This window comes from Streptomyces sp. NPDC047042 (assembly GCF_040644035.1).
GTDB lineage: Bacteria > Actinomycetota > Actinomycetes > Streptomycetales > Streptomycetaceae > Streptomyces.
On the sequence record NZ_JBEYVP010000029.1, the window covers coordinates 74185 to 97446 of the forward strand.

Consider the following 23262-nt stretch of genomic DNA (forward strand, 5'->3'; position numbering starts at 1 on the left):
CTCGGGGGCTCCGCCCCCGAACCCCCGCTCCTCAAACGCCGGAGGGGCTGGATGGTGCCGGCCGGGGCTTGATCTTTCAGCGCCGGCCGGCATTTCCAGCCCGTCCGGCGTTTGAGGACGAGCGCGTTCAGCGCGACAGCGGGGGTCTGGGGGCGGTAGCCCCCAGGGATGGGACGGGTAGGGGCGGCGGGGGCGAGGGAACCAACTTTCGCCTCCCGTCGTCAGCACAACGCGACCTCTTGTGGATCACCGGGTCGTCGGCCCGGGATCCCATGGAAGGATGGCGCAACCCACACATACGAGGAGATGACCGCGTGCCTGGCACAAACCTGACCCGCGAAGAGGCGCAAGCGCGGGCGAAGCTGCTCACCGTTGACTCGTACGAGATCGACCTCGATCTCTCCGGCGCACAGGAGGGCGGCACCTACAGGTCCGTGACCACGGTGCGCTTCGACTCCGCCGAGACCGGCGCGGAGTCCTTCATCGACCTGGTCGCCCCGGCCGTGCTCGAGGTCACGCTCAACGGGGACGCTCTCGACCCCGACGAGGTCTTCAAGGACTCCCGGATCGCGCTGCCGGGCCTGCTGGCGGGCCGCAACGTACTGCGCGTCGTCGCCGACTGCGCGTACACCAACACCGGTGAGGGCCTGCACCGCTTCGTCGACCCCGTCGACCAACAGGCTTATCTCTACACACAGTTCGAGGTCCCGGACGCCCGCCGCGTGTTCGCGTCGTTCGAGCAGCCGGATCTCAAGGCGACCTTCCAGTTCACGGTGACGGCACCCTCCGGCTGGACCGTCATCTCCAACTCGCCGACGCCCGAGCCCAAGGACGACATCTGGCGCTTCGAGCCGACGCCCCGGATCTCCTCGTACATCACCGCGCTCATCGTCGGCCCGTACCACTCGGTCCACAGCGTGTACGAGGCGGACGGCCAGACCGTTCCGCTCGGTATCTACTGCCGGCCCTCGCTCGCCGAGTTCCTGGACTCCGACGCCATCTTCGCCGTGACCCGGCAGGGCTTCGAGTGGTTCCAGGAGAAGTTCGACTACGCGTACCCCTTCAAGAAGTACGACCAGTTGTTCGTCCCCGAGTTCAACGCCGGGGCGATGGAGAACGCGGGCGCGGTCACCATCCGCGACCAGTACGTGTTCCGGTCCAAGGTGACCGACGCCGCGTACGAGACGCGCGCCGAGACCATCCTGCACGAGCTCGCGCACATGTGGTTCGGCGACCTCGTCACCATGGAGTGGTGGAACGACCTGTGGCTGAACGAGTCGTTCGCCACCTACACCTCCATCGCGTGCCAGGCGTACGCCCCCAGCTCGCGCTGGCCGCACTCCTGGACCACGTTCGCCAACTCCATGAAGACGTGGGCCTACCGCCAGGACCAGCTGCCGTCCACGCACCCGATCATGGCCGAGATCCGCGACCTCGACGACGTCCTCGTCAACTTCGACGGCATCACGTACGCCAAGGGCGCCTCCGTACTGAAGCAGCTCGTCGCGTACGTCGGCATGGACGCGTTCTTCGCGGGCGTGCAGGCCTACTTCAAGCAGCACGCGTACGGCAACACGCGCCTGAGCGACCTGCTGGGCGCCCTGGAGGAGACCTCCGGGCGAGACCTCAAGGCGTGGTCGAAGTCCTGGCTGGAGACGGCCGGTATCAACATCCTGCGTCCCGAGATCGAGACGGACGCGGACGGTGTCATCACCTCCTTCGCCATCCGCCAGGAGGCCCCGGCCCTGCCCGCCGGCGCCAAGGGCGAGCCGACGCTGCGGCCGCACCGTATCGCCGTCGGCCTGTACGACCTCGACGACGAGAGCGGCAAGCTGCTCCGCGACGACGAGAGCGGGCGCATCGAGCTGGACGTCGACGGCGAGCTGACGGCCGTACCGCAGCTGGTCGGCAGGCGTCGTCCGGCCGTGATCCTGCTCAACGACGACGACCTGTCGTACTCCAAGGTCCGCCTCGACGACGCGTCCCTCGCCTTCGTCACCGAACACCTGGGCGACTTCGAGGCGTCCCTGCCGCGCGCGCTGTGCTGGGCCTCCGCCTGGGACATGACCCGGGACGCGGAACTGGCCACCCACGACTACCTCTCCCTCGTCCTGTCGGGCATCGGCAAGGAGTCGGACATCGGTGTCGTGCAGTCGCTGCAGCGGCAGGTGAAGCTGGCGATCGACCTGTACGCCGACCCGGCCGCCCGCGAGGCGCTGCTGGCCCGCTGGACGGACGCCACGCTCGCCCACCTCCGCTCGGCCGAGGCCGGCTCCGACCACCAGCTGGCCTGGGCCCGCGCCTTCGCGGCCACGGCCCGTACGCCGGAGCAGCTGGACCTGCTCGACGCGCTGCTCGAGGGCACGCAGACCATCGAGGGGCTCGCCGTCGACACCGAGCTGCGCTGGTCGTTCGTCCAGCGGCTCGCGGCCGTCGGACGCTTCGACGAGGACGAGATCGCGGGCGAGTACGAGCGGGACAAGACGGCCGCCGGTGAGCGGCACGCCGCGACCGCCCGGGCCGCGCGTCCGACCCCGGAGGCCAAGGCGGAGGCCTGGGCGTCGGTCATCGAGTCCGACAAGCTGCCCAACGCCATCCAGGAGGCGGTGATCGGCGGCTTCGTCCAGACCGATCAGCGCGAGCTGCTCGAGCCGTACACCGACAAGTACTTCGCGGTGGTCAAGGAGGCCTGGGACTCGCGCTCGCACGAGATCGCCCAGCAGATCGCCATCGGCTTCTACCCGGCCGTCCAGGTGTCCCAGGAGACCCTGGCGAAGACGGACGCCTGGCTGGCCTCCGCCGAGCCGAACGCGGCCCTGCGCCGGCTCGTCTCGGAGTCCCGCTCCGGTGTGGAGCGCGCGCTCCGGGCCCAGGCGGCGGACGCGGCGGCCTCGTAACCCGGAGGGCGTCGACCCGCGCTCAGTGCTCAGTGCTCAGTGCTCACGCCGAACGGCGCGTCCCGGTCCGACCGGGGCGCGCCGTTCGGCGTATCTCATCCGGTCTCATCCGGCGCCACCACGTGCGCCGCGGGCGAGTCTCAGCCGCATGGCGCGCCACAGTTCGGCCGCGCCGCGGCTGGTGTCGGGCCGGGTGCGGTGGAGGGTCGGGCAACAGACGTCGTGGGCCACCCTGGCGGTGCCGTAGTCCCGGTGATGCGGTCCTGGCCAGGCGATCCCGCCGGCCAGGTGGTAGACCTCGTCGTCGGCGAAGAGCCGGGCCGGATACTCCCCGGGGATCAGTGCGATCGTCTCCGCCTCCGCGTCCGGCTCCCCGCCGCCGAAGAGCCGGAGGGGGTCGGGCCGGGCGTGCGGCCGGTAGCCGGTCTCTCCGTCGAAGCGCAGGATGCGGTGCCGATGCGTGGCCAGGCCGCACTCCAGGCACGGCACGGTCAGCTTCCGCCCCCATCCCGGCACGCGCGCGTCATTCACTTCCGATCGGCCTCCGGCTGGACAGAAAACTCGTCAACACCCGGGTAACGGAGCAAACTTGCGCGACGACACGCGGTGACGACCCGCGATCAGGAGCGGCGTGACGTCAGGACGGGGACGGGGGCCCTTCGCTTCCCCGCCCCGGCACCCACCCCCACAGACACCGGCACCGGCCCCCGTACGCCGGCCCTGCGCACCCCCGTCTGCCCCACCACGGTCGCCCCGAACGCCAGCCCCATGCCCGCCAGTTGGACCGGCGTCAGCGCCTGGCCGAGGGCCGCCCAGCCAACGATCGCGGCGGTCAGCGGGGACAGCGGGCCGAGGAAGGTGACCTGGGTCGCGGTGAGCCGGCCGATGCCGCGGAACCAGAGCCAGTACGCCACGGCCGTGTTGGCGAGCGCGAGGTAGAGGTACCCGGCGGCGGCCCGGCCGTCCAGCGCGGGCGGGGCGCCCTCGACGAGCAGGGCGAGGGGCGCGATGAGGAGGCCCCCGGCGGTCAGCTGCCAGCCGGTGAGGGCGAGCGGGCCCACGCCGTCCGGGCGGCCCCAGCGCTTGGTCAGTACGGTGCCCGTCGACATCGACGCGGTCGAGGCGAGGGCAGCCAGCACACCCACGGGATCCAGCGCCCCGGCCGCCTTCAGCACGACCAGACTGACGCCGAGCGCCGCCGCGACTCCGGTGAGCAGGGTCCGTACGGTCGGCCGCTCGCCGAGGAACAGCGCCGCGAGCCCGGCGACGAACAGCGGGCCGACCGAGCCGACGACGGCCGCCATACCGCCCGGCAGCCGGTACGCGGACAGGAACAGCAGCGGGAAGAAGGCGCCGATGTTGAGCGCGCCCAGGACCGACGCCTTCCACCACCAGGCTCCGCGCGGCAGCACCCGGGTCAGGGCGAGCAGCACGAGACCGGCGGGCAGGGCGCGCAGCAGGCCGGTGAAGAGGGGGCGGTCGGGCGGTAGGAACTCCGTGGTGACCGCGTAGGTGGTGCCCCAGGAGATGGGCGCGAGGGCGGTGAGGGCGATGGTGGGGACGAGGGCGGAGCGGCTGGCGGGCATGGGCGCACCCTTCGAAGTAGGTCAGCGATAAGTAGCTTAGCTCTAAGCAACTTTCCGTCAAGCTACTTTCCGTTCAGCTACTTTCTCGCAAGTGACCGATGGGCTCACCGTCGGCGATACTCGGCGCATGAGTGCGAGTGCACAGCCGCCGGAGCGGCGCAGGGACCCCGTCGACGCGATCGTCGCCCAGTGGGCGGTGGTGCGGCCCGATCTCGACACCGCCGCGATGGAGGTGTTCGGCCGCGTCTACCGGCTCGCGCGCGCCATGGGCGACCGCACGGAGAAGGCGTACGCGCGGTTCGGGATCGCGCGCGGCGAGTTCGACGTGCTCGCGACCCTGCGTCGGGCGGGCGAGCCGTACACGCTCTCGCCGCGTCAGCTGTCGTCGACGCTGATGCTCACCACGGGCGGGATGACGGGCCGTCTCGACAAGCTGGAGCGGGCCGGGCTGGTGCGCCGCTCCCCCGACCCGCACGACCGGCGCGGCCTCCAGGTCACGCTGACGGAGGAGGGGCTGAACCGCGTGGACGAGGCGGTCGGCGTCGGCGTCGCCGCCCAGACGGAGGCGCTGGCCGCCCTGGACGCCGAGAAGGCCGCCCAACTGGCCGACCTGCTGCGGGAGCTGCTGGCGGCGACGGACGGCTGAGAACGCGCCGACAGCACGCTGAGAACACGCCGAGGGCGCCCTTCTCACCCCGTCGGTGACGGGACGAGAACGGCGCCCTCGGAACGAATGATCAGGCCCTGGGCCCGGAAACTCAGTAACTGGCCCGAAGGCTCAGGCCCTGGCCCGAAGGCTCAGGAACCGGCCCTGGCCCTGGCCCTGCAGGTCAGGCCTTCGCCTTCGCGGGCTTGGTGACCTTGGGGGCGCGGTCCGTCGACTTGTCGAGGACCATCACCAGGCCCGCGATGACCGCGAACAGGGCGAGCGGGGCGACAACGTAGAGGCCCAGCGTCTCGATGACGCTCAGACCATGGCCGGGGTCGTCACCGTCGTCGCGGGCGAGCGCGAGCGCGGGAGACGTCATGAGCAGCATCATCAGCGTCGTGCCGGCCACCAGGGCGCCGGCGCGCAGGGCGTTCTTGTTGTCCACGGTGCAAAAGTAGCGAACGTCCGCCGGGGCCGCGCGCCCGGGGTGCCGTATGAGCGGACCGGGCGCCCCGGGAGGGCCGCGCCACGGGGTCACCCTCCTTCTCGCAGCACCTCCATCAGCGCCCACAGCCGCGCCGACCCCGCCAGCTCCTCCAGCGTCACCGGCCTGCCCTCCGCGTCGGCGATGGGCAGCCGCCAGTTCGGGTACTGGTCCCACGTACCCGGCAGGTTCTGCGGGCGCCGGTCGCCGACGCCGTCCGGGAGCCAGACGCCGATCATGCGGGCGGGGGTGCGGAGCAGATAGCGGTGGACGGCCTGGATCTCGGCCTCCTCCGCCGCCCCCGAGCGCCCGCCGCCGCACCCCTTCAGCAGGCCGAGACGGGAGAGCAGGGTCAGCCACTCGTTGGTGTCGGCAGCGGCGGCGGACCGCTCCTGTGCCAGCGGGTTGGTCAACAGGCCGAGCCGGTCGCGCAGTTCGACGTGGTCGCCGGTGAGCCGGGCGGCGGTGGGCGGCAGGTCGTGGGTGGTGACGGTGGCGAGGCAGTCGGCGCGCCAGTGATCGGGGGGCAGCGGGCGCCCGTCGCCGTCCCAGTCCCGTTCGAACCACAGCACCGACGTGCCGAGCACCCCGCGTTCGTGCAGGGTCTCCCGGACTCCCGGCTCCACGGTTCCCAGGTCCTCGCCGATCACGACCGCCCCGGCCCGCGAGGCCTCCAGCGCGAGAACGGCGAGCATGGCTTCGGCGTCGTGACGGACGTACGCGCCCTCCGTCGGCGCCAGCCCCTGGGGCACCCACCAGAGCCGGAAGAGGCCCATGACGTGGTCGATGCGCAGGGCGCCCGCGTAACCGAACAGGGACCGCAGGAGCTGGCGGTAGGGGGCGTAGCCGGACTCGGCGAGGCGGTCCGGGCGCCAGGGCGGCAGGCCCCAGTCCTGGCCGCGCGCGTTGAACGCGTCCGGGGGCGCGCCGACCGACATGCCGGCCGCGAAGTACTCCTGCTGCGCCCAGGCGTCGGCGCCCCCGGGATGCACTCCGACGGCGAGGTCGTGCACGATCCCGACCGGCATGCCCGCGTCGCGTGCCGCCCGCTGGGCGTCGGCGAGCTGGGTGTCGGTGAGCCAGGCGAGACGGGAGTGGAAGTCGACGCGGTCCATCAACTCGCCCCGGGCGCGGGCGGTTTCGGCGGACCGGGGGTCCTGGAGCCCGGCCGGCCAGCGTGACCAGTCCGAGCCGTGCGCCTCGGCGAGCGCACACCAGGTGGCGTGGTCCTCGAGCGCCTCACCGGCCCGCGCGAGGAAGTCGGCGTACGCGGCCTGCCGTCCGGGCCCGAGGGGTACGGCGCACACCAACTCCAGTGCCTCGCGCTTGAGTTCCCAGACGGCGTCCCGGTCGATCAACGCGCCCTGGTCGAGCACCGACTCCCGCAGTCGCCCGGCCCGCTCCAGCAGCCCGCGCACCCGGTCGCGGTCCTCGGCCGCCTCGATGTACGCGAACTCGGGGATCGCCTCGACCCGCAGATGCACGGGGTCGGGGAAGCGCCGGGAGGAGGGCCGGTACGGGGACGGGTCGGTCGGCGCTCCGGGTACGGCCGCGTGCAGGGGGTTGACCTGCACGAATCCGGCGCCGAGCGCTCGCCCGGCCCAGGCGCTCAGCTCGCCGAGGTCACCCAGGTCGCCCATGCCCCAGGAGCGCCGGGACAGGAGGGAGTAGAGCTGGACAAGGAGTCCGTACGAGCGTCCGGTGGGCGTGGGCAGCCGGGCCGGGGCGACGACGAGGTGGACGTGGGCGGTGCGGCCGTCGGGGGCGCGGGCGTCCAACTCGTGGACGCCGGGCGGGAGTCGGTCGAGCGAGTCGCAGATCTCGCCCTCCTCGGTGCGGATGCGCAGCCGGGTGCCCTCGGGCAGGTGGGCCAGCGCGGTCGCCGTACCGTCGGCGCCGCACACGACGGTCGGCGGCAGCAGTCGGGCCGCCAGTTCCCCTTCCCGGGCGGCGAGGGCGGTCTTTACGGCGTCCGGGGTGGTCGCGTCGACGCCGAGCGCGGCCAGCACGGCGACGAGCGCGGAGTCGGAGGCGGCGACCGTACGGTCCGGGGAGGGGCGGAAGGAGGGGGCGACGCCGTGCAGCTCGGCGAGCCGCTCGAGCGCGAGCCGCTCCGCTGAGTGACCCTCCTCGGCGGCCCTGTCCCCGTGCCTCTCGTCGCTCTCGTGACTGTCGTGGCTCTCGGCGGGCTCGGCCGGGGTGTGTACGGACATCTACAGCCCCGCGAGGTCCGAGAGGGCCCCGACCGGGCCCTCGTACAGTCCCGTGGGGTCCGCTTCGGCGTCGGCGTGCTCGCTCGTCATGGCCTCCGCGTCGGCGAGCGGGGGCTCACTGGTGAGGGGCTCGGCGGCGGGCAGCGGCGGCTCGCTGGTGAGCGGCCGCTCGGCGGCCGCACTCTCGGCGCTGAAGATGTAGGCCGGTACGGCCACGGAGGCCTCCTTGTCGCGTACGACGGCTGACGGCTGTTGGCGGGTTTCTTTCGCAGGCCTACCCAGTGGGCGCCGCCGCAGACGTGGATGAACGGACGAACCACGGTAGCGCCGCTCACATTCCGCGGTTCTTCCGTCGCCTTCCGGACGAGGTCCGCCACATTCCCGCCACTCCGGCTCCACGCACCTGCCCACCGGGGTCCACTATTCACTCAGTACATGTACTCAGTGCATACTGATCCGCATGAGCACCCGCCACATCCTGCTGGGGCTGCTCGCCGGAGGGCCGAGCCATGGCTACGACCTCAAGCGACGGCACGACGAACGCTTCCCCCAGGCCCGTCCGTTGGCCTACGGGCAGGTCTACACGACCCTCCAGCGCCTGGTGCGGGACGGGCTCGCGGAGGTCGACGGCACCGACGCGGACGGCGGTCCGGAGCGGACGAAGTACCGGGCGACCGGCGAGGGGGAACGTGAACTCGCCGAGTGGGTACGGCAGATCAGCGCGCCCGCGCCGCACGTCGCCAACGAGATCTTCGCCAAGGTCGTCGTCGCGATCCTGGCCGGCGGGGACCCGGCCGCGTATCTGCTGGACCAGCGTGCCGCGCACATGGCGCGGATGCGGGAACTGACCGCGGTCAAGACCGCGGCGGGCTCGGACCTCTCGACCGTGCTCTCGGCGGACTACGCCCTCAACCACCTCGACGCCGACCTCCGTTGGATGACCACCACGGCGGCCCGGCTCACCACACTGACCGCGGAGGTCGAAAAGGCATGACCACCACCAACGGGGACCCCTCCGACGGCGCCACCCCGCCACCGCTGCTGGCGGCCCGCCGACTGGCCAAGGCGCACGGCAAAACGCCCGCGCTGCGCGGGGCCTCGGTCGAGCTGGGGGCAGGCGAGATCCTGGCCGTGACGGGGGCGAGCGGCAGTGGCAAGTCGACGCTGCTGCACTGTCTGGCGGGGATCGTCCGGCCGGACACGGGCACCGTCGAGTACGCCGGGGAGCGGATCGACACGCTGCCCGAGCGGCGGCTGAGCGAGCTGCGGCGCACGGAGTTCGGGGTCGTCTTCCAGTTCGGGCAGCTGATACCGGAGCTGACCGTGCTGGACAACGTGGCGCTGCCGCTGCTGCTCGCCGGGACGTCGCGCGCGGTCGCGCACGAGCGGGCCGGCGAGTGGCTGGAGCGGTTCGGGGTGCTCGGGCAGCGGGTGCTGCGGCCGGGCGAGCTGAGCGGCGGCCAGGCGCAGCGCGTCTCGCTGGCCCGGGCCCTGGTCACCGGCCCGAAGGTGGTCTTCGCCGACGAACCGACCGGCGCGCTGGACTCCCTCGCGGGCGAACAGGTGATGACGGCACTGACCCACACGGCCCGCGAGTCAGGAACAGCGGTCCTCCTGATCACCCACGACGCCCAGGTGGCGGCCTACGCGGACCGAGAAGTACGCCTGACCGACGGCACCGTGGCCGCCACCGACGCCGCGACCTCGGCGGAGGTCCCCCGGTGACACTCCCGACGAGGATCCGCACGGCGGGGACACGCACCACCGGCCGCCCTGAGGCCCAGCGCCACAGTCGTCCGAACCACACGACCGAGGCCACCCACGACACCGTGCCCCGACCGGCAAACCCGCCGACACGAACCCTCGCCCCCGGCGCACACACGACCCGCCATCCCCACGCCACCCACGCCCCAGCCAACGACCGGCCGGCCCACACCACCGAGGCCGCCGACAACACCGCGCCCCGACCCGAGCACCCGCCGACAACACCCCCGACACGAACCCTCGCCCCCGGCACCCGCACCGCCCGGAGCCCTGAGGCCGCGCGCAGCGGCGGCCAGCCGGACGCGCACGCGGTGTCGGCCGTGGCCTGCGTTCGCCCGGCTCGGCGCGGCCGCCCGCTCCCGGCCTCGGCCTCGGCCTCGATCTCCGCCCCGGCCTCCCGAAAGGGGACCCTGTGACATCCCGCACCGTTTCTGAGAAGGGCCTCTCGCGAAGTGGGGTCCTGGCTGATCTGCGGCTTGCCTGGTTGCTCACCCGGGGGTCCGATCGGCGGGAGTGGTGGCGGGTCGCGCTCACCGCGGTGGGGGCCGGGCTCGCCACCGGGTTCGCGTTGGCCGCCGTCGCCATCGCCGCGATACGCGGATACCGCACCGTGCCCTTCGGCAACGGGCTGCTGGACCGGCCCGGCGAGCGTTCCGGCGTGGTCCTCACCCTCGTCCTGCTGCTTGTGCCCGTGCTCGGGTTTCTCGGGCAGTGTGCGCGGGTCGGGGCCGTGCACCGGGACCGGCGGCTGGCCGCGCTGCGGCTGGCGGGGGCCACCCCGGCGCAGGTGCGGCGGATCGCGGCGCTGGAGACGGGGCTCGCCTGTGCGCTCGGCGCGGCGCTCGCCACCGTGTACTCCGTGCTGTTCCTGCTGGAGGAGTGGCGACAGCCGCCCGCCCTCCTCTGGCTCGCCGTCGCCGTAGTCGCGGCGGCCGTGCCCGTGCTTGGCGCGCTGGTGAGCGTACTGGCGCTGCGCCGCGTGGTCGCCTCGCCGCTGGGACGGGTGCGGCGGGTGCCCCCGCGCGAGGGGCGTGGTCCGGGGATGCCTATCCCGATGGCGGCCCTGGGGCTGGTGTTCCTGGGGCTGCTGATGGCGCCCAACAGGTCCGCGTTCGGCGGGTACGAGACCGCACCCGTGCTGGTGTTCGCCGTGGTGATCGTCACCGGGGTGGGCGCCCTGTGGCTGACCGGCGTCACCGCCCGGTTCACGGGGCGGGTCCTCGCGGCGCGTACCGCCGATCCGGCGACGCTGATCGCGGCGGAGCGGCTGCGCGACGACCCGTGGGCCGCCGCCCGCACCCACGCGGCGGTGCTGCTGGTGACCACCGTGGGCACGGGGTTCGTCGGTGTGCGGGAGGTGATGCTGACGTCGCTGCGCGAGCGCGGCGAGAGGATGCTGGCCGCGCCGATGTCCTTCTACACCACCGGCGTCGACCTGACCGGTGCCGCCGTCCTGGTCGCCCTGGTGATCACGCTGTGCGGGCTCGGCGTCGGCACCGCCGAGTCGGTGGCGACCCGCCGCCGGGGCCTGGCCGCGCAGGCCGCCGCCGGAGTGCCGCGCGCGGTGCTCGGCCGGGCGCTGCTCCTGGAGACGGCCCTGCCGCTGGCGCCCGCGCTGCTGCTGGCGGGCGGCGGGGGCCTGCTGATCGGCGGCTGGTTCGCGGGCATCGCCCAGGACGGCAGCCGCTCGGTCCCGTACACGGCGCTGCTGGTCGCACCGGCGGTGTACGCGTGCTGTCTGCTCGCCGCGGCGACCTCACTGCCGTTGCTGCGCCGTTCGGTGCGTCCGGCGGAGCTGCGGTACGTGTGAGCGGGCGGGCATGAGTGATCCGGCCCTGGGGAACGGGGGTTCCCAGGGCCGGATCGCATCCGTGCTTCAGGTCTTCGGGTAGACGAAGGCCCGGAGGTCAGGCGGAGATGCCGTCGATCCGGGCCATCGCATCCTCCGCGCCGTACGGCTGCAGGTACGGCAGCCAGCGCGGGTCCCGGTGCCCGGTGCCGATGATGCGCCAGGCGAGACCGGTGGGCGGGGCGGGTTTGTGGCGCAGCCGCCAGCCGATCTCGAAGAGATGGCGGTCCGCCTTGGTGTGGTTGCAGCGACGGCACGACGCCACCACGTTGTCCCAGCGGTGCTGACCGCCACGAGAACGCGGGATGACGTGGTCGACGCTGGTCGCGGCGGCGCCGCAGTACATGCACCGGCCGCCGTCGCGAGCGAACAGTGCCCTTCTGGTCAGTGGAACGGGCCCCCGGTAGGGAACCCGGACGAACCTCTTCAGCCGGACCACGCTGGGTGCGGGGACAGTAATGGTCGCGCTGTGCATGAAGGCGCCGGATTCCTCGAGGGAGACTGCCTTGTTCTCCAGGACGAGGACGAGCGCGCGGTGGAGCGGTACGACACCGAGTGGCTCGTACGACGCGTTGAGTACCAGGACATGCGGCACGGATGCCTCCTTGGGCGTCGGCGGCGCGTGGCTCGCGCCGGGACGATCTGTAGTCAGTCTCCCCTCTCGCCTGGTGGCAGCGCCACCACGTCCCGGTAACGGGCTGGGAGTGTTTTCGACCACACCTTGTGTTCATGCCCCGGGACCACACCCTCTTCATCCCCAGGTGGGCACGGTCTCTCCCTCGAACATGGCTCCAATCCGCACACGGTCCCCCGTTAGTGTGGTGGTTCTGCCTTTCCGGTGACCTTTCCGTGACCTGAATGACAAGCTCACCGCCGAGCTGACCGTCGTAACCATCCGTACCGGGGGCAGGCCGCACTGGAGGTACCCGCCGTGTCCTTGCCCGTCGTCCAACTGGCCGCCGGTCCGTCGCCCTCGCCGAGTCCCACGGAGTCACCGACCGCACTGGTCCCGTCGCTCCAGGACGCCCAGGAGAGCTCGACGAACGCCGCCAGCTGGGTCGAGCAGAACTGGTCCACCTGGCTGGCCATCGGTCTCAAGGTCCTGCTGATCCTGGTGATCTCGGTCGTGCTGAGAGCGGTGGTACGACGGGCCATCACCAAGCTGATAGACCGCATGAACCGCACGGTCCAGGCGGCCGACGGCCCGGCCGGCGGCACCGCGCTGGGCAGCCTGCTGGTCAACGTGGAGCGCCGCCGCCAGCGCTCCCAGGCGATCGGCTCCGTGCTGCGCTCGGTGGCGAGCTTCATCATCCTGGGCACCGCGGCCCTGATGATCCTCTCCGCGTTCCAGATCAACCTCGCCCCGCTGCTGGCCTCCGCGGGTGTGGCGGGCGTGGCGATCGGTTTCGGCGCCCGCAACCTGGTGACGGACTTCCTCTCCGGCGTGTTCATGATCCTGGAGGACCAGTACGGCGTCGGGGACACGATCGACGCGGGGGTGGCCTCGGGCGAGGTGATCGAGGTGGGCCTGCGGGTGACGAAGCTGCGCGGCGACCAGGGCGAGATCTGGTACGTGCGAAACGGCGAGGTCAAGCGCATCGGCAACCTCTCCCAGGGCTGGGCCACGGCCGGTGTCGACGTGACCGTGCGCGCGGACGAGGACCTGGACCGGCTGAAGGAGACGCTCGCCGAGGTCGGCGAGAAGATGAGCCGCGAGGAGCCCTGGAACGAGCTGCTGTGGGGCCCGATCGAGAGCCTGGGCCTGGACAGCGTGCTCCTGGACTCGATGGTCGTGCGGATGACTGCGAAGACGATGCCGGGCAAGTCCCTGACGGTGGAGCGCGAGCTGCGCTGGCGCGTCAAGCGGGCCCTGGACGCTGCGGGCATCCGCATCGTGGGCGGCACCACGGTCATCCCCGAGGAGGAGGCGCCCGCGGACCCGACGGCGGCGGTCGCGGCCCCCTCCGTGTACTCGAACTCGGCCTCCCCCCAGGTGGAGGCGGCGTCCCCGATCACCCCGGCGCGGCCCGTCCGGTAGGCGGTAGGAGACACCCGGCAGCCTGTTCGAGATCTGTACGAGAGAGGCGGCATCCCCGATTCGGGGGTGCCGCCTCTCTCATTGCCCCTTGACGTCCCCCTTGGTCCGGTTCTATCTTCTCGCCATCCGATAGGAAACCTTCCTAACAGTCCTCGCGACTGTGAAAAGCTGGGCACGGAAAGGCAGGTGCAGACACCCATGGCAGGAACCGCAGGCACGCCCGGCACTCCCCGCGTCCTGCGCGCCATGAACGACCGGGCCGCTCTGGACCTCCTCCTGGAGCACGGCCCCCTCTCCCGCACCCGGATCGGCAAGCTCACCGGCCTGTCCAAGCCGACCGCCTCACAGCTCCTCGCCCGCCTGGAAGCGGCGGGGCTCGTCCTGGCGACCGGCACCAGCGAGGGCCGACCCGGCCCCAACGCCCAGCTGTACGAGGTCAACCCGACCTCCGCGTACGCCGCCGGGCTCGACGTCACCCCCGAACGCATCGTCGCCGCCGTCGCCGACATCACCGGCCGCACGGTGGGCGAGTTCGAACTGCTCACCCCCGGCAAACGCCCCGCCCGGCCCGTCGTCCAACAGGTCACCGACGCCCTGGACGGCGCCGTCAAGGCGGCGGGACTGGCCCGGGACGACCTCCGGCGGCTGGTCATCGGCACGCCGGGCGCCTTCGACCCGGGCACCGGCCGGCTGCGCTACGCCGCCCACCTGCCGGGCTGGCACTCCCCGACCCTCCTCGACGAACTCGCCGCCGCGCTGCCGATGCCGGTGGAGTACGAGAACGACGTGAACCTCGTCGCCATCGCCGAACAACGGCTCGGCGCGGCGAGAGGGCACGACGACTTCGTGCTCCTCTGGAACGAGGGCGGACTCGGCGCCGCGCTCGTCCTCGGCGGCCGACTGCACCGCGGCTGGACCGGCGGCGCCGGCGAGGTCGGCTTCCTGCCCGTGCCGGGCACACCCCTCGTCCGGCAGGTCAGCAGGGCCGGCAGCGGCGGCTACCAGGAACTCGCCGGTTCACAGGTCATCCCCCGGCTCGCCCGCGAGCTGGACATCAGCCCCGTCCCGAACGGCCCGTACGCCGAGGTCGCCGCCGACCTCGTCGCGCAGGCCGCCGACATCAACGCCGGCCCGCACCGGCGGCTCCTCGAAACGTACGCGACGGGCCTGGCCACCGGTCTGGCCTCCCTCGTCTCCGTGCTCGACCCCGAACTCGTCGTCCTCAGCGGCGCCTCCCTGACCGCGGGCGGCGAACCCCTGCGCGGTCTGGTCCAGGCCGAACTGGAGGAACTAGCCGCGGCCCGGCCCCGGCTGGTCGTGGGCGACGTACGCGAACACCCCGTGCTGCGGGGCGCGTTGGAGAGCGCCCTCGCGACCACCCGCGACGAGGTCTTCGACACCTCGCGCTGAGTCACCCCCGTACCCCGCACTCCGTACTCAGCACCTCCTTCTCACACCCCCCAAGTCCCCTGCCCTGCCACGCCCTTCCTTGGGAGATCTCGCCATGCCCGGAATATCCAGAAAAGTCGCCGCCGCTCTCGCCGTGACCGCCTCGACGGCCCTCCTCGCCACGGCCTGTACCGGCCAGTCCTCCTCAGGCACCCAGGACGACGCGTCCAAGGACACGACGATCACCTTCTGGCACGCCTGGAGCGCGCCGAACGAGGTGGCGGGCGTCAAGGCGCTCATCGCCGGCTTCGAGAAGGTCCACCCGAACATCCATGTGAACGTCGTCGGCAACATGACCGACGACAAGATCAACCAGGCGCTGCGCGCGGGCGGCAGCAAGGCCCCCGACGTGATCTCGTCGTTCACCACCAACGGCGTCGGCAAGTTCTGCTCCTCGGGCGCGCTGGTCGACCTCAACCCGCTGTTCAAGAAGTCGAACATCGATCCGGCGGCGACCTTCCCGAAGGCGATGAGCGAGTACACGCAGTACGACGGCAACCGCTGCGCCGTCCCGCTGCTCGGCGACGCGTACGGCCTGTACTACAACAAGACCGCCTTCCAGAAGGCCGGGATCAGCAGCCCGCCCAAGACCTGGTCCGAGTTCGAGGCCGACGCCAAGAAGCTGACGATCACCCAGGGCGGCACCTACAAGCAGCTCGGTTTCATGCCGAACTACCACGGCTGGGAGACGACCACCGAGCACTACATGGGCCAGTTCGGGCCGACGTACTTCGACTCCTCCGGCAAGTCGACGATCGCCACCGACCCGGCCGTCACCGCCGCCTTCACCCTGCAGAAGAAGCTCGTGGACGACCTCGGCGGCTTCAAGAAGCTGGAGAAGTACCGGGCCGGCCTCGGTGACGAGTGGGGCCCCAAGCACCCCTTCCAGACCGGCCAGGTGGCCATGCAGCTCGACGGCGAATGGCGCCTGGGCATGGCGCTGGACGCGAAGCCCGACTTCGAGATCGGCGTCGCCCCGCTGCCCGTCCCCGACGACCAGGCCGACCAGTACGGCAAGGGCTACATCACCGGCACCATCGCGGGCATCGCCGCCACCAGCCAGAAGCAGAACGCGGCCTGGGAGCTGGTCAAGTACATCACCACGGACACGGACGCGGTGGTCGGCTTCTCCAACGCGATCCACAACGTGCCCTCCACGCTCGCCGCCCTGAAGTCCCCGAAGCTGAAGTACGACCCGCGCTTCAAGACCTTCCTCGACATCGCCGCGAACCCCAACTCCTCGACCTCGCCGGCCTCGATCAACGGCGGCGTCTACCTCACCACCATCCAGGAACTCGGCTACGACTACGAGAGCGGCAAGGTCACCGACCTGAAGGCGGGCCTGAAGAAGGCGGCGGCGCAGATCGACACGGACATCGCGCAGGCGAAGTGACCATGGCCGCCACCCACACCCTGCGGGCGAAGCAACGGCGTTCGAGGCTGCGCACCCTCGCCTTCCTCTCGCCCTGGCTGATCGGCTTCACGGTCTTCTTCGCCTATCCGATGATCTCCACGGTCTACTTCTCGTTCATGCACTACGACGGTTTCAAGCCGCCGACCTGGAGCGGAACGAAGAACTGGACGTACGTCTTCGAGTCCTACCCGTTCTTCTGGCCCGCCCTGCGCAACACCCTGTGGCTGGTCGTGATCATGGTGACCCTCCGCGTCCTGTTCGGACTCGGGATCGGCATGCTCATCACGAAGATCAAGACGGGTACGGGCGTCTTCCGCACCCTCTTCTACCTCCCCTACCTCGCCCCCCCGGTCGCCGCGACCATGTCGTTCGCGTTCCTCCTCAATCCCGGTACCGGACCGGTCAACTCCATACTGGAGAAGATCGGCATCCCGGCGCCGGGCTGGTTCAACGACCCCAACTGGTCGAAGCCGGCGCTCACGATGCTGGCGCTGTGGGGCATCGGCGACCTGATGGTGATCTTCATGGCGGCGCTGCTCGACGTACCGAGGGAGCAGTACGAGGCGGCCGAACTGGACGGCGCGACGCCCTGGCAGCGGTTCCGGTTCGTCACGCTGCCGAACATCTCGCCGATCATCATGTTCGCGGTCGTGACCGGCGTCATCGGGGCGATGCAGTACTACACACAGCCCCTGGTGGCCGGAAAGGTGGCCTCGGGCGTGATCCAGGGCGCGGGCACCATGTTCCAGCCCGGCTACCCCGAGCACTCCACGCTCACCCTCCCCCAGCTCGTCTACAACCTCGGCTTCCAGCGCTTCGACTACGGCTCCGCCTGTGTCGTCGCCCTGGTCCTGTTCGCCCTGTCCATGGCGTTCACCGCGCTGTTGATGCGGCGCCGGGGCGGTCTCATCCAGGCAGGTGACTGACATGACCCAACTACTGGAACGGCCGCGGGTGGAGCTGAAGGCACCTGCCACGTCCGCCGAACGCACGGCCCGCCGCAAGGCAGCTCTGGAATGGATCGCGGTCCACTCCCTCGGCGTCGCAGCCGCCCTCTTCTTCACCCTGCCCTTCGTGTTCGTGTTCCTGACCTCGCTGATGAGCGACTCGCAGGCGCTCAGCCGGGACCTGATCCCGCACACCTGGGAATGGTCCAACTACCGCAAGGTCTTCGACACCCCGGGCTTTCTGACCTGGTGGAAGAACACCCTGATCTACGCCGGCCTCGGCACCGTCCTGGTCGTCGTCTCGTCCGTGCCCGTGGCGTACGCGCTCGCCAAGTTCCGCTTCCGGGGCCGGAATCTGACGCTCATGCTGGTCATCTCGATGATGATGCTGCCGCCCCAGGTGGTCGTCATCCCGATGTACCTGTTCTGGGCGAAGCAGCTCGACCTGTCCGGCACGCTGTGGCCGATGATCATCCCGCTGGCCTTCGGCGACGCGTTCTCGATCTTCCTGCTGCGCCAGTTCCTGCTGACCATCCCGAACGAGTACGTGGACGCGGCGAAGGTGGACGGCTGCGGCGAGCTGCGCACCCTGCTCAAGGTCATCCTGCCGATGGCGAAGCCGGGCATCGCGGCCATCGCCCTCTTCCAGTTCTTCAACGCCTGGAACGACTACTTCGGCCCCCAGATCTACGCCTCCGAGAACCCGGGCGCGTGGACGCTGAGTTACGGCCTGGAGTCCTTCAAGGGGGCCCACCACACCGACTGGAACCTGACCATGGCGGCCACGATGCTGGTCCTGGCCCCCGTGCTCCTCGTCTTCTTCTTCGCCCAGAAGGCGTTCGTCGAAGGCGTCACTCTCACCGGCGTAAAGGGTTGATCCACACATGAAACTCACCGTGGTCGGCGGCGGATCGACCTACACCCCCGAACTCATCGACGGGTTCGCCCGGTTGCGGGACACCCTGCCCATAGAGGAACTGGTGCTCGTCGACCCGGCCGCCGAACGGCTGGAGCTGGTCGGCGGGCTCGCCCGGCGGATCTTCGCCAGGCAGGGGCATCCCGGACGGATCGTCACCACCGACGACCTGGACAAGGGCGTCGAGGGCGCGGACGCCGTCCTGCTCCAACTGCGGGTCGGCGGCCAGGCCGCACGGCAGCAGGACGAGACCTGGCCGCTGGAGTGCGGCTGCGTCGGCCAGGAGACGACCGGCGCGGGCGGCCTCGCCAAGGCACTGCGCACGGTTCCGGTCGTCCTGGACATCGCCGAGCGTGTCCGCCGCACCAACCCCGACGCCTGGATCATCGACTTCACCAACCCGGTCGGCATCGTCACCCGCGCCCTCCTCCAGGCCGGCCACAAGGCGGTCGGCCTGTGCAACGTGGCGATCGGCTTCCAGCGGAAGTTCGCCGCGCTGCTCGGGGTGACCCCGGCCGACATCCACCTGGACCACGTCGGCCTCAACCACCTCACCTGGGAGACGGGCGTCCGCCTCGGCGGCCCCGAGGGCGAGGACGTCCTCCCCCGGCTCCTCACAGAACACGGCGACCGGATCGCCGACGACCTCCACCTTCCGCACCCCGTCCTCGACACCCTCGAGACGGTGCCGTCCTACTACCTGCGGTACTACTACGCCCACGACGACGTCGTACGGGAACTGCGCACCAAGCCCTCCCGGGCGGCCGAGGTCGCGGCGATGGAGGCGGAACTGCTGCGGCTGTACGGCGATCCCACCCTGGACGAGAAACCGGAGCTGCTCGCCAAGCGCGGCGGCGCCTTCTACTCGGAGGCGGCGGTCGATCTGGCCGCGTCGCTGCTGGGCGGGGGCGGCAGCCCCTACCAGGTGGTGAACACGTACAACAAGGGCACGCTGCCCTTCCTGCCCGACGACGCGGTGATCGAGACACAGGCCGCCGTGGGCCCGAACGGGGCGGCCCCTCTCGCGGTCGAGCCTGTCGACCCGCTGTACGCGGGGCTGATCGCCCATGTCACCGCCTATGAGGAACTGGCCCTGGAGGCCGCGCTGAACGGCGGGCGGGGCCGGGTCTTCCGGGCGCTGCTCGCCCATCCGCTGGTCGGACAGTACGACTACGCGGACACCCTGACCGACACCCTGATCGCGCACAACCGGGAGCATCTCGCGTGGGCATGACCGCACACGTCCTCGCCGTCGACGCCGGCAACAGCAAGACCGACGTCGCGGTGGTCGCGTCCGACGGGGAGGTGCTGGCCACGGCGCGCGGCGGGGGGTTCCGGCCGCCGACCGACGGGTTGGACGTGGCGGTCTCCGCGCTGTCCGACACCGTCGCCGAGGCCTTCGCCGCCGCCGGGGTCTCGTCCGTCGACCGGGTCTCGGCCTGTCTGGCGAACGCCGACTTCCCGGTGGAGGAACGGCAGTTCACCGCCGCGCTGCACGCACGCGCGTGGGGCGCGAGTGTCGACGTACGCAACGACACCTTCGCGATCCTGCGGGCGGGGATCACCGAGCCGCGCGGGGTCGCCGTCGTCTGCGGCGCCGGCATCAACTGCGTCGGCATGACGCCGGACGGCCGCACGGCCCGTTTCCCCGCGCTGGGGCGCATCTCCGGCGACTGGGGCGGGGGCTGGGGCCTGGCCGAGGAGGCCATGTGGCACGCGGCCCGGGCGGAGGACGGCCGGGGCGGTCCCACAGCCCTGGTGTCCGCCCTGCCCGCCCACTTCGGGCTCACCTCCATGCACGCGCTGATCGAGGCCCTGCACCTGGGGGACATCGACAACGCCCGGCGCCACGAGCTGACACCGGTGCTGTTCGCCACGGCGGCGGCCGGCGACCCGGTGGCGTGCGCGCTGGTGGACCGGCTGGCCGACGAGGTGGTGGCGATGGCCACGGTCGCACTGGACCGCCTCGGTCTTCTCGGGGAGGAGACGCCGGTGCTGCTGGGCGGCGGTGTACTGGCGGCCCAGCACGCCCGGTTGACGGACCGGATCACCGAACTGCTGGCCACCCGCGCCCCCAAGGCCGTGGCCCGGGTGGTGACGGCCCGGCCGGTACTGGGGGCGGCCCTGCTCGGCCTGGACCACACGAACGCCCCGCCGGAGGTGCACGCGCGCGTACGACGCTTCTACGAGGCCTGATACGAGATCTGGCCCCCTTCGTACGGGAACCGAACAGATTCCTCCGGCGTATTCATGGGCAGAGGGGTGGTGCGGAGCGCGCGCATGTGTCCGAATGCATGTCAGCGCGCTTCCGCACCACACCGCTCACTGCGACTCGACGCGGCCGCACTGCGATCCGATCAAGATCCAGTCAAGGTCGGTGCGGATTGTCAGTGCCGGGGGCGATACTGGCGGTGACGGATGACCATGGGGGAGGTCACAGTGACATCTACGAGCAGTGCGGCACCACCGGCGCCCGACTCGCCGGACGGCACCGGCCCCTCGGGCGCGTCCGGTCCGTCCGCCGGCCCGGGCCTGCCCGCGATCCCGTCGCAGCCGGGCAGGGGTCCCCTTCAGGGTGTCCCCCAGCCCCCGCGCCGTACCGCCTTCGCCGAGGGCCTCGACCAGCTGCGGGCCGCCGCGACCACCGAGCCGGGCCGGCTGCGCATCATCGGCGCCCTGCTCGCGGTGCTCGTCGTCGCGTTCGGTGCCGTCACCGCCTGGCAGATGACCGACCGCTCGTCGGCCGCGGACGACGTGCTGCACAACAGCCAGCCCCTCAGCTCCGCCGCCGCGGACATCTACAGCTCCCTCGCGGACGCCAACACCGCCGCCTCCAGCGGTTTCCTGGCCGGCGGTGACGAGACGGCGACCTCCCGCGACCGCTACCAGCAGGACATCCGCAACGCCGCCGACAAGCTCTCCGCCGCCGCGACCAACTCCGAGCCCGGCTCCGAGTCCGCGACGACCATCGCCAGCCTCAACAAGCTGCTGTCGGAGTACACCGGCTACATCGAGCGGGCCCGCGCCAACAACCGGCTGGGCTTCCCGGTCGGCGGCTCGTACCTGCGGCTGGCCAACGACACTATGCAGGACCAGATGCTCCCGCAGGCGGAGAAGCTCTACGCCAAGGAGAACCAGCGGCTGAGCTCGGACTACGCGGACGCGACCTCGTATCCGTGGGCGGCGATCGGTCTCGGCGTCGCCGTGCTCGGCGCCCTCGTCTGGGCCCAGCGGCGCAACTACCGGCGGACCAACCGGGTGCTGAACCATGGTCTGGTCGCGGCGACGGCCACCGCGACGGTCGTCCTGCTGTGGCTGGTCGCCGGGCAGAGCTTCGCCCGCTCGGGCCTCAACGACTCCTACGACCACGGCATCCGCTCGCTGAACGTGCTGCACGACGCCCGGATCGCCTCCCTCAAGGCCCGCGGCAACGAGAACCTGACGCTGGTGGCGCGCGGCGCGGAGACGACCAAACTGGCCGACGGCGAGGTCGTCGACACGTACGACAACACCTTCCGGACACAGATGGCCGACCTCGGCAAGCGGCTTACCCAGGCCGAGCGGCTCGCCGACGACCCGACGGGCAGGACGCCGGTCGCGACGGCCGTCGGGGGCATGGAGGAGTGGGAGGAGCGCCACAAGGAGGCACAGGCCGAGTACGAGTCGGGTGACTTCCAGCAGGCGCTCGCCCGTGTCATAGGCGACAAGAGCGACAAGCCGACCGGCGAGTGCTTCGACGCGGTCGACAGGGCGCTGAAGACGGCGATCGGACACGAGCAGACGGAGTTCACGCGGGCGGCCGAGGACGGCCGGGGCGCGATGACAGGTCTGCCGGTGGGCGCGGCGGTTCTCGCCGTGCTGGGGGCGGCGGGCGCGGTGCTCGGCATCGGCCGCAGGCTGTCGGAGTACCGCTGATGCGCTGCGAGGCGGTACAAGGGAGTTCGGCGGCGAGGGAGTTCGGGCGATGAGAGGGGGCGTGACGATGAACGCACAGCGGCTTTCGCGGAGTCCGCGCACCGGTCTCCGTATCCTGCGGGCCGGGCTGCGGGGGTGGGGCGGTGTGGGGGCGATGGCGGCCGTCTGCGCCCTCGCGGTGGTCTTCGCCCTGCTGCTCCCGCTGACCCAGTCGCACGGCGACGGCAGTTCGGGCACCGGCGGCCAGGGTGTCGCCGAGGGCATCCAGGCGAAGGCCTCGGCGGCGTGCAGGAACCCGCAGGACCAGAGCCCGGCGCCGTCCTCGCTCGACGGGAGGACGATCGAGGAGATCAAGGCCCGCAAGGACCGGCGGCTGGTGGTGGGCGTCGACCAGAACAGCTACCGCTGGGGCTACCGCGATCCGAACGGCGGCAAGTCGGCGGAGCTGGAGGGCTTCGACATCGACCTGGTCCACCGGATCGCCAAGGACATCCTGGGCGACGAGAACGCGGTCAAGTTCAAGGCCATCCCGACCAACCAGCGCATCCCGGCACTCAAGGACGGCCGTGTCGACATGATCGTCCGCACGATGACGATCACCTGTGACCGGCTGAAGGACGTGTCGTTCTCCGCCCCGTACTTCCTCACCGGCCAGCAGGTCCTCGCGCCCAAGAGCTCCACGATCAAGGGGTACGACAAGACGCTCGACGGCAAGCGGATCTGCTCGGCGGAGGGCTCCACGGCGCTCGAGAAGCTGAAGGCGGACAAGGCGGCGAAGAAGCCCGCGGTCGCCAACGCCGACATAGACACCACGGTCCCCAGCCAGCTCGACTGCCTCGTGCGCCTGCAACTCGGCCAGGTGGACGCCGTGGTGACCGACGGCGCGCTCGCCGCGAGCCAGGCGGCGCAGGACCCGACGGTGGAACTGAAGGGCAGCACGTTCACCACCGACTACTACGGCGTGGCGGTGAAGAAGGGCGCGAACGACCTGGCGGCCCAGGTCAATCGCATACTGGAGCAGTACCGCCAGGACGGCGACTGGCAGAAGTCGTACGACAAGTGGCTGTCGCCGACACTCGGCAGCGACTCGGAGTCGGCGAAGCCACCGGTGCCCCGCTACGACCAGTGACGTTCACCCACC

At 71.3% G+C, this 23262-nt stretch carries 21 protein-coding genes; 15 read left to right on the forward strand and 6 right to left on the reverse strand.

Features of this window, described 5'->3' with window-relative positions; all coding sequences use genetic code 11:
• The first annotated feature begins 314 nt into the window (after nt 1-314).
• On the forward strand, nt 315-2897 hold the full coding sequence (gene pepN, locus ABZ855_RS30985) for an aminopeptidase N (protein ID WP_360812446.1): 2583 nt from the start codon (nt 315-317) through the stop codon (nt 2895-2897).
• 105 nt (nt 2898-3002) lie between these two features.
• On the opposite strand, the gene ABZ855_RS30990 is transcribed toward pepN, so the two are convergent.
• Nucleotides 3003-3428: a DUF6083 domain-containing protein gene (locus ABZ855_RS30990; protein ID WP_360812448.1), complete on the reverse strand. Its 426-nt coding sequence runs from the start codon at nt 3426-3428 to the stop codon at nt 3003-3005.
• 89 nt (nt 3429-3517) lie between these two features.
• The gene (locus ABZ855_RS30995) at nt 3518-4483 is read right to left on the reverse strand and encodes an EamA family transporter (protein WP_360812450.1); all 966 of its coding nucleotides are present in this window, start codon (nt 4481-4483) and stop codon (nt 3518-3520) included.
• A gap of 127 nt (nt 4484-4610) precedes the next feature.
• Between ABZ855_RS30995 and ABZ855_RS31000 the strand changes: the two genes are divergently transcribed.
• Nucleotides 4611-5129, forward strand: a complete 519-nt coding sequence (locus ABZ855_RS31000; protein WP_360812452.1) for a MarR family transcriptional regulator — start codon at nt 4611-4613, stop codon at nt 5127-5129.
• A 184-nt stretch (nt 5130-5313) separates the two neighbouring features.
• On the opposite strand, the gene ABZ855_RS31005 is transcribed toward ABZ855_RS31000, so the two are convergent.
• The 3 genes from ABZ855_RS31005 to ABZ855_RS31015 all read right to left on the reverse strand — a co-directional run bounded on the left by ABZ855_RS31005 (nt 5314) and on the right by ABZ855_RS31015 (nt 8045).
• Nucleotides 5314-5577, reverse strand: a complete 264-nt coding sequence (locus tag ABZ855_RS31005; RefSeq protein WP_360812454.1) for a hypothetical protein — start codon at nt 5575-5577, stop codon at nt 5314-5316.
• A gap of 89 nt (nt 5578-5666) precedes the next feature.
• On the reverse strand, nt 5667-7829 hold the full coding sequence (gene malQ / locus ABZ855_RS31010; RefSeq protein WP_360812456.1) for a 4-alpha-glucanotransferase: 2163 nt from the start codon (nt 7827-7829) through the stop codon (nt 5667-5669).
• Complete coding sequence (locus ABZ855_RS31015; protein ID WP_360812458.1) at nt 7830-8045, reverse strand: hypothetical protein; 216 nt, start codon at nt 8043-8045, stop codon at nt 7830-7832.
• A 244-nt stretch (nt 8046-8289) separates the two neighbouring features.
• On the opposite strand from ABZ855_RS31015, the gene ABZ855_RS31020 reads away from it, so the two are divergent.
• Genes ABZ855_RS31020 through ABZ855_RS31035 form a run of 4 tightly spaced genes read left to right on the forward strand, consistent with a single transcriptional unit; the run spans nt 8290 to nt 11403 of the window.
• Nucleotides 8290-8823 (forward strand): PadR family transcriptional regulator, encoded by a 534-nt coding sequence (locus ABZ855_RS31020; protein ID WP_360812460.1) that lies wholly within the window; start codon nt 8290-8292, stop codon nt 8821-8823.
• Nucleotides 8820-9554, forward strand: coding sequence for an ABC transporter ATP-binding protein (locus tag ABZ855_RS31025; RefSeq protein WP_360812462.1), 735 nt, complete (start codon nt 8820-8822; stop codon nt 9552-9554). The genes ABZ855_RS31020 and ABZ855_RS31025 overlap by 4 nt, the downstream gene beginning before the upstream one ends.
• On the forward strand, nt 9551-10009 hold the full coding sequence (locus ABZ855_RS31030) for a hypothetical protein (protein ID WP_360812464.1): 459 nt from the start codon (nt 9551-9553) through the stop codon (nt 10007-10009). The genes ABZ855_RS31025 and ABZ855_RS31030 overlap by 4 nt, the downstream gene beginning before the upstream one ends.
• Complete coding sequence (locus tag ABZ855_RS31035; RefSeq protein WP_360812466.1) at nt 10006-11403, forward strand: FtsX-like permease family protein; 1398 nt, start codon at nt 10006-10008, stop codon at nt 11401-11403. The genes ABZ855_RS31030 and ABZ855_RS31035 overlap by 4 nt, the downstream gene beginning before the upstream one ends.
• A gap of 97 nt (nt 11404-11500) precedes the next feature.
• Here the strand turns inward: ABZ855_RS31035 and ABZ855_RS31040 are convergent, their stop codons facing one another.
• The gene (locus ABZ855_RS31040) at nt 11501-12037 is read right to left on the reverse strand and encodes an HNH endonuclease (RefSeq protein WP_360812468.1); all 537 of its coding nucleotides are present in this window, start codon (nt 12035-12037) and stop codon (nt 11501-11503) included.
• 336 nt (nt 12038-12373) lie between these two features.
• Here ABZ855_RS31040 and ABZ855_RS31045 point away from each other — a divergent pair, with 336 nt between their 5' ends.
• The 9 genes from ABZ855_RS31045 (at nt 12374) to ABZ855_RS31085 (ending at nt 23250) form a co-directional block, all read left to right on the forward strand.
• Nucleotides 12374-13480 (forward strand): mechanosensitive ion channel family protein, encoded by a 1107-nt coding sequence (locus ABZ855_RS31045; RefSeq protein ID WP_360812470.1) that lies wholly within the window; start codon nt 12374-12376, stop codon nt 13478-13480.
• Between the two features lie 198 nt (nt 13481-13678).
• Complete coding sequence (locus ABZ855_RS31050; RefSeq protein WP_360812472.1) at nt 13679-14890, forward strand: ROK family transcriptional regulator; 1212 nt, start codon at nt 13679-13681, stop codon at nt 14888-14890.
• 94 nt (nt 14891-14984) lie between these two features.
• Complete coding sequence (locus tag ABZ855_RS31055) at nt 14985-16322, forward strand: ABC transporter substrate-binding protein (protein ID WP_360812474.1); 1338 nt, start codon at nt 14985-14987, stop codon at nt 16320-16322.
• 2 nt (nt 16323-16324) lie between these two features.
• On the forward strand, nt 16325-17269 hold the full coding sequence (locus tag ABZ855_RS31060; RefSeq protein ID WP_360812476.1) for a sugar ABC transporter permease: 945 nt from the start codon (nt 16325-16327) through the stop codon (nt 17267-17269).
• Nucleotide 17270: 1 nt separating this feature from the next.
• Nucleotides 17271-18167: a carbohydrate ABC transporter permease gene (locus tag ABZ855_RS31065; RefSeq protein WP_360812478.1), complete on the forward strand. Its 897-nt coding sequence runs from the start codon at nt 17271-17273 to the stop codon at nt 18165-18167.
• Nucleotides 18168-18174: 7 nt separating this feature from the next.
• Entirely contained in the window at nt 18175-19440 is a 1266-nt protein-coding gene (locus tag ABZ855_RS31070; protein WP_360812479.1) for a 6-phospho-beta-glucosidase, read from the forward strand.
• Nucleotides 19431-20402: a BadF/BadG/BcrA/BcrD ATPase family protein gene (locus ABZ855_RS31075; protein ID WP_360812481.1), complete on the forward strand. Its 972-nt coding sequence runs from the start codon at nt 19431-19433 to the stop codon at nt 20400-20402. Before ABZ855_RS31070 ends, ABZ855_RS31075 begins: the two co-directional genes overlap by 10 nt.
• A gap of 228 nt (nt 20403-20630) precedes the next feature.
• Nucleotides 20631-22121 (forward strand): hypothetical protein, encoded by a 1491-nt coding sequence (locus ABZ855_RS31080; RefSeq protein ID WP_360812483.1) that lies wholly within the window; start codon nt 20631-20633, stop codon nt 22119-22121.
• Nucleotides 22122-22188: 67 nt separating this feature from the next.
• Entirely contained in the window at nt 22189-23250 is a 1062-nt protein-coding gene (locus tag ABZ855_RS31085) for a glutamate ABC transporter substrate-binding protein (RefSeq protein WP_360812577.1), read from the forward strand.
• Nucleotides 23251-23262: the final 12 nt, after the last annotated feature.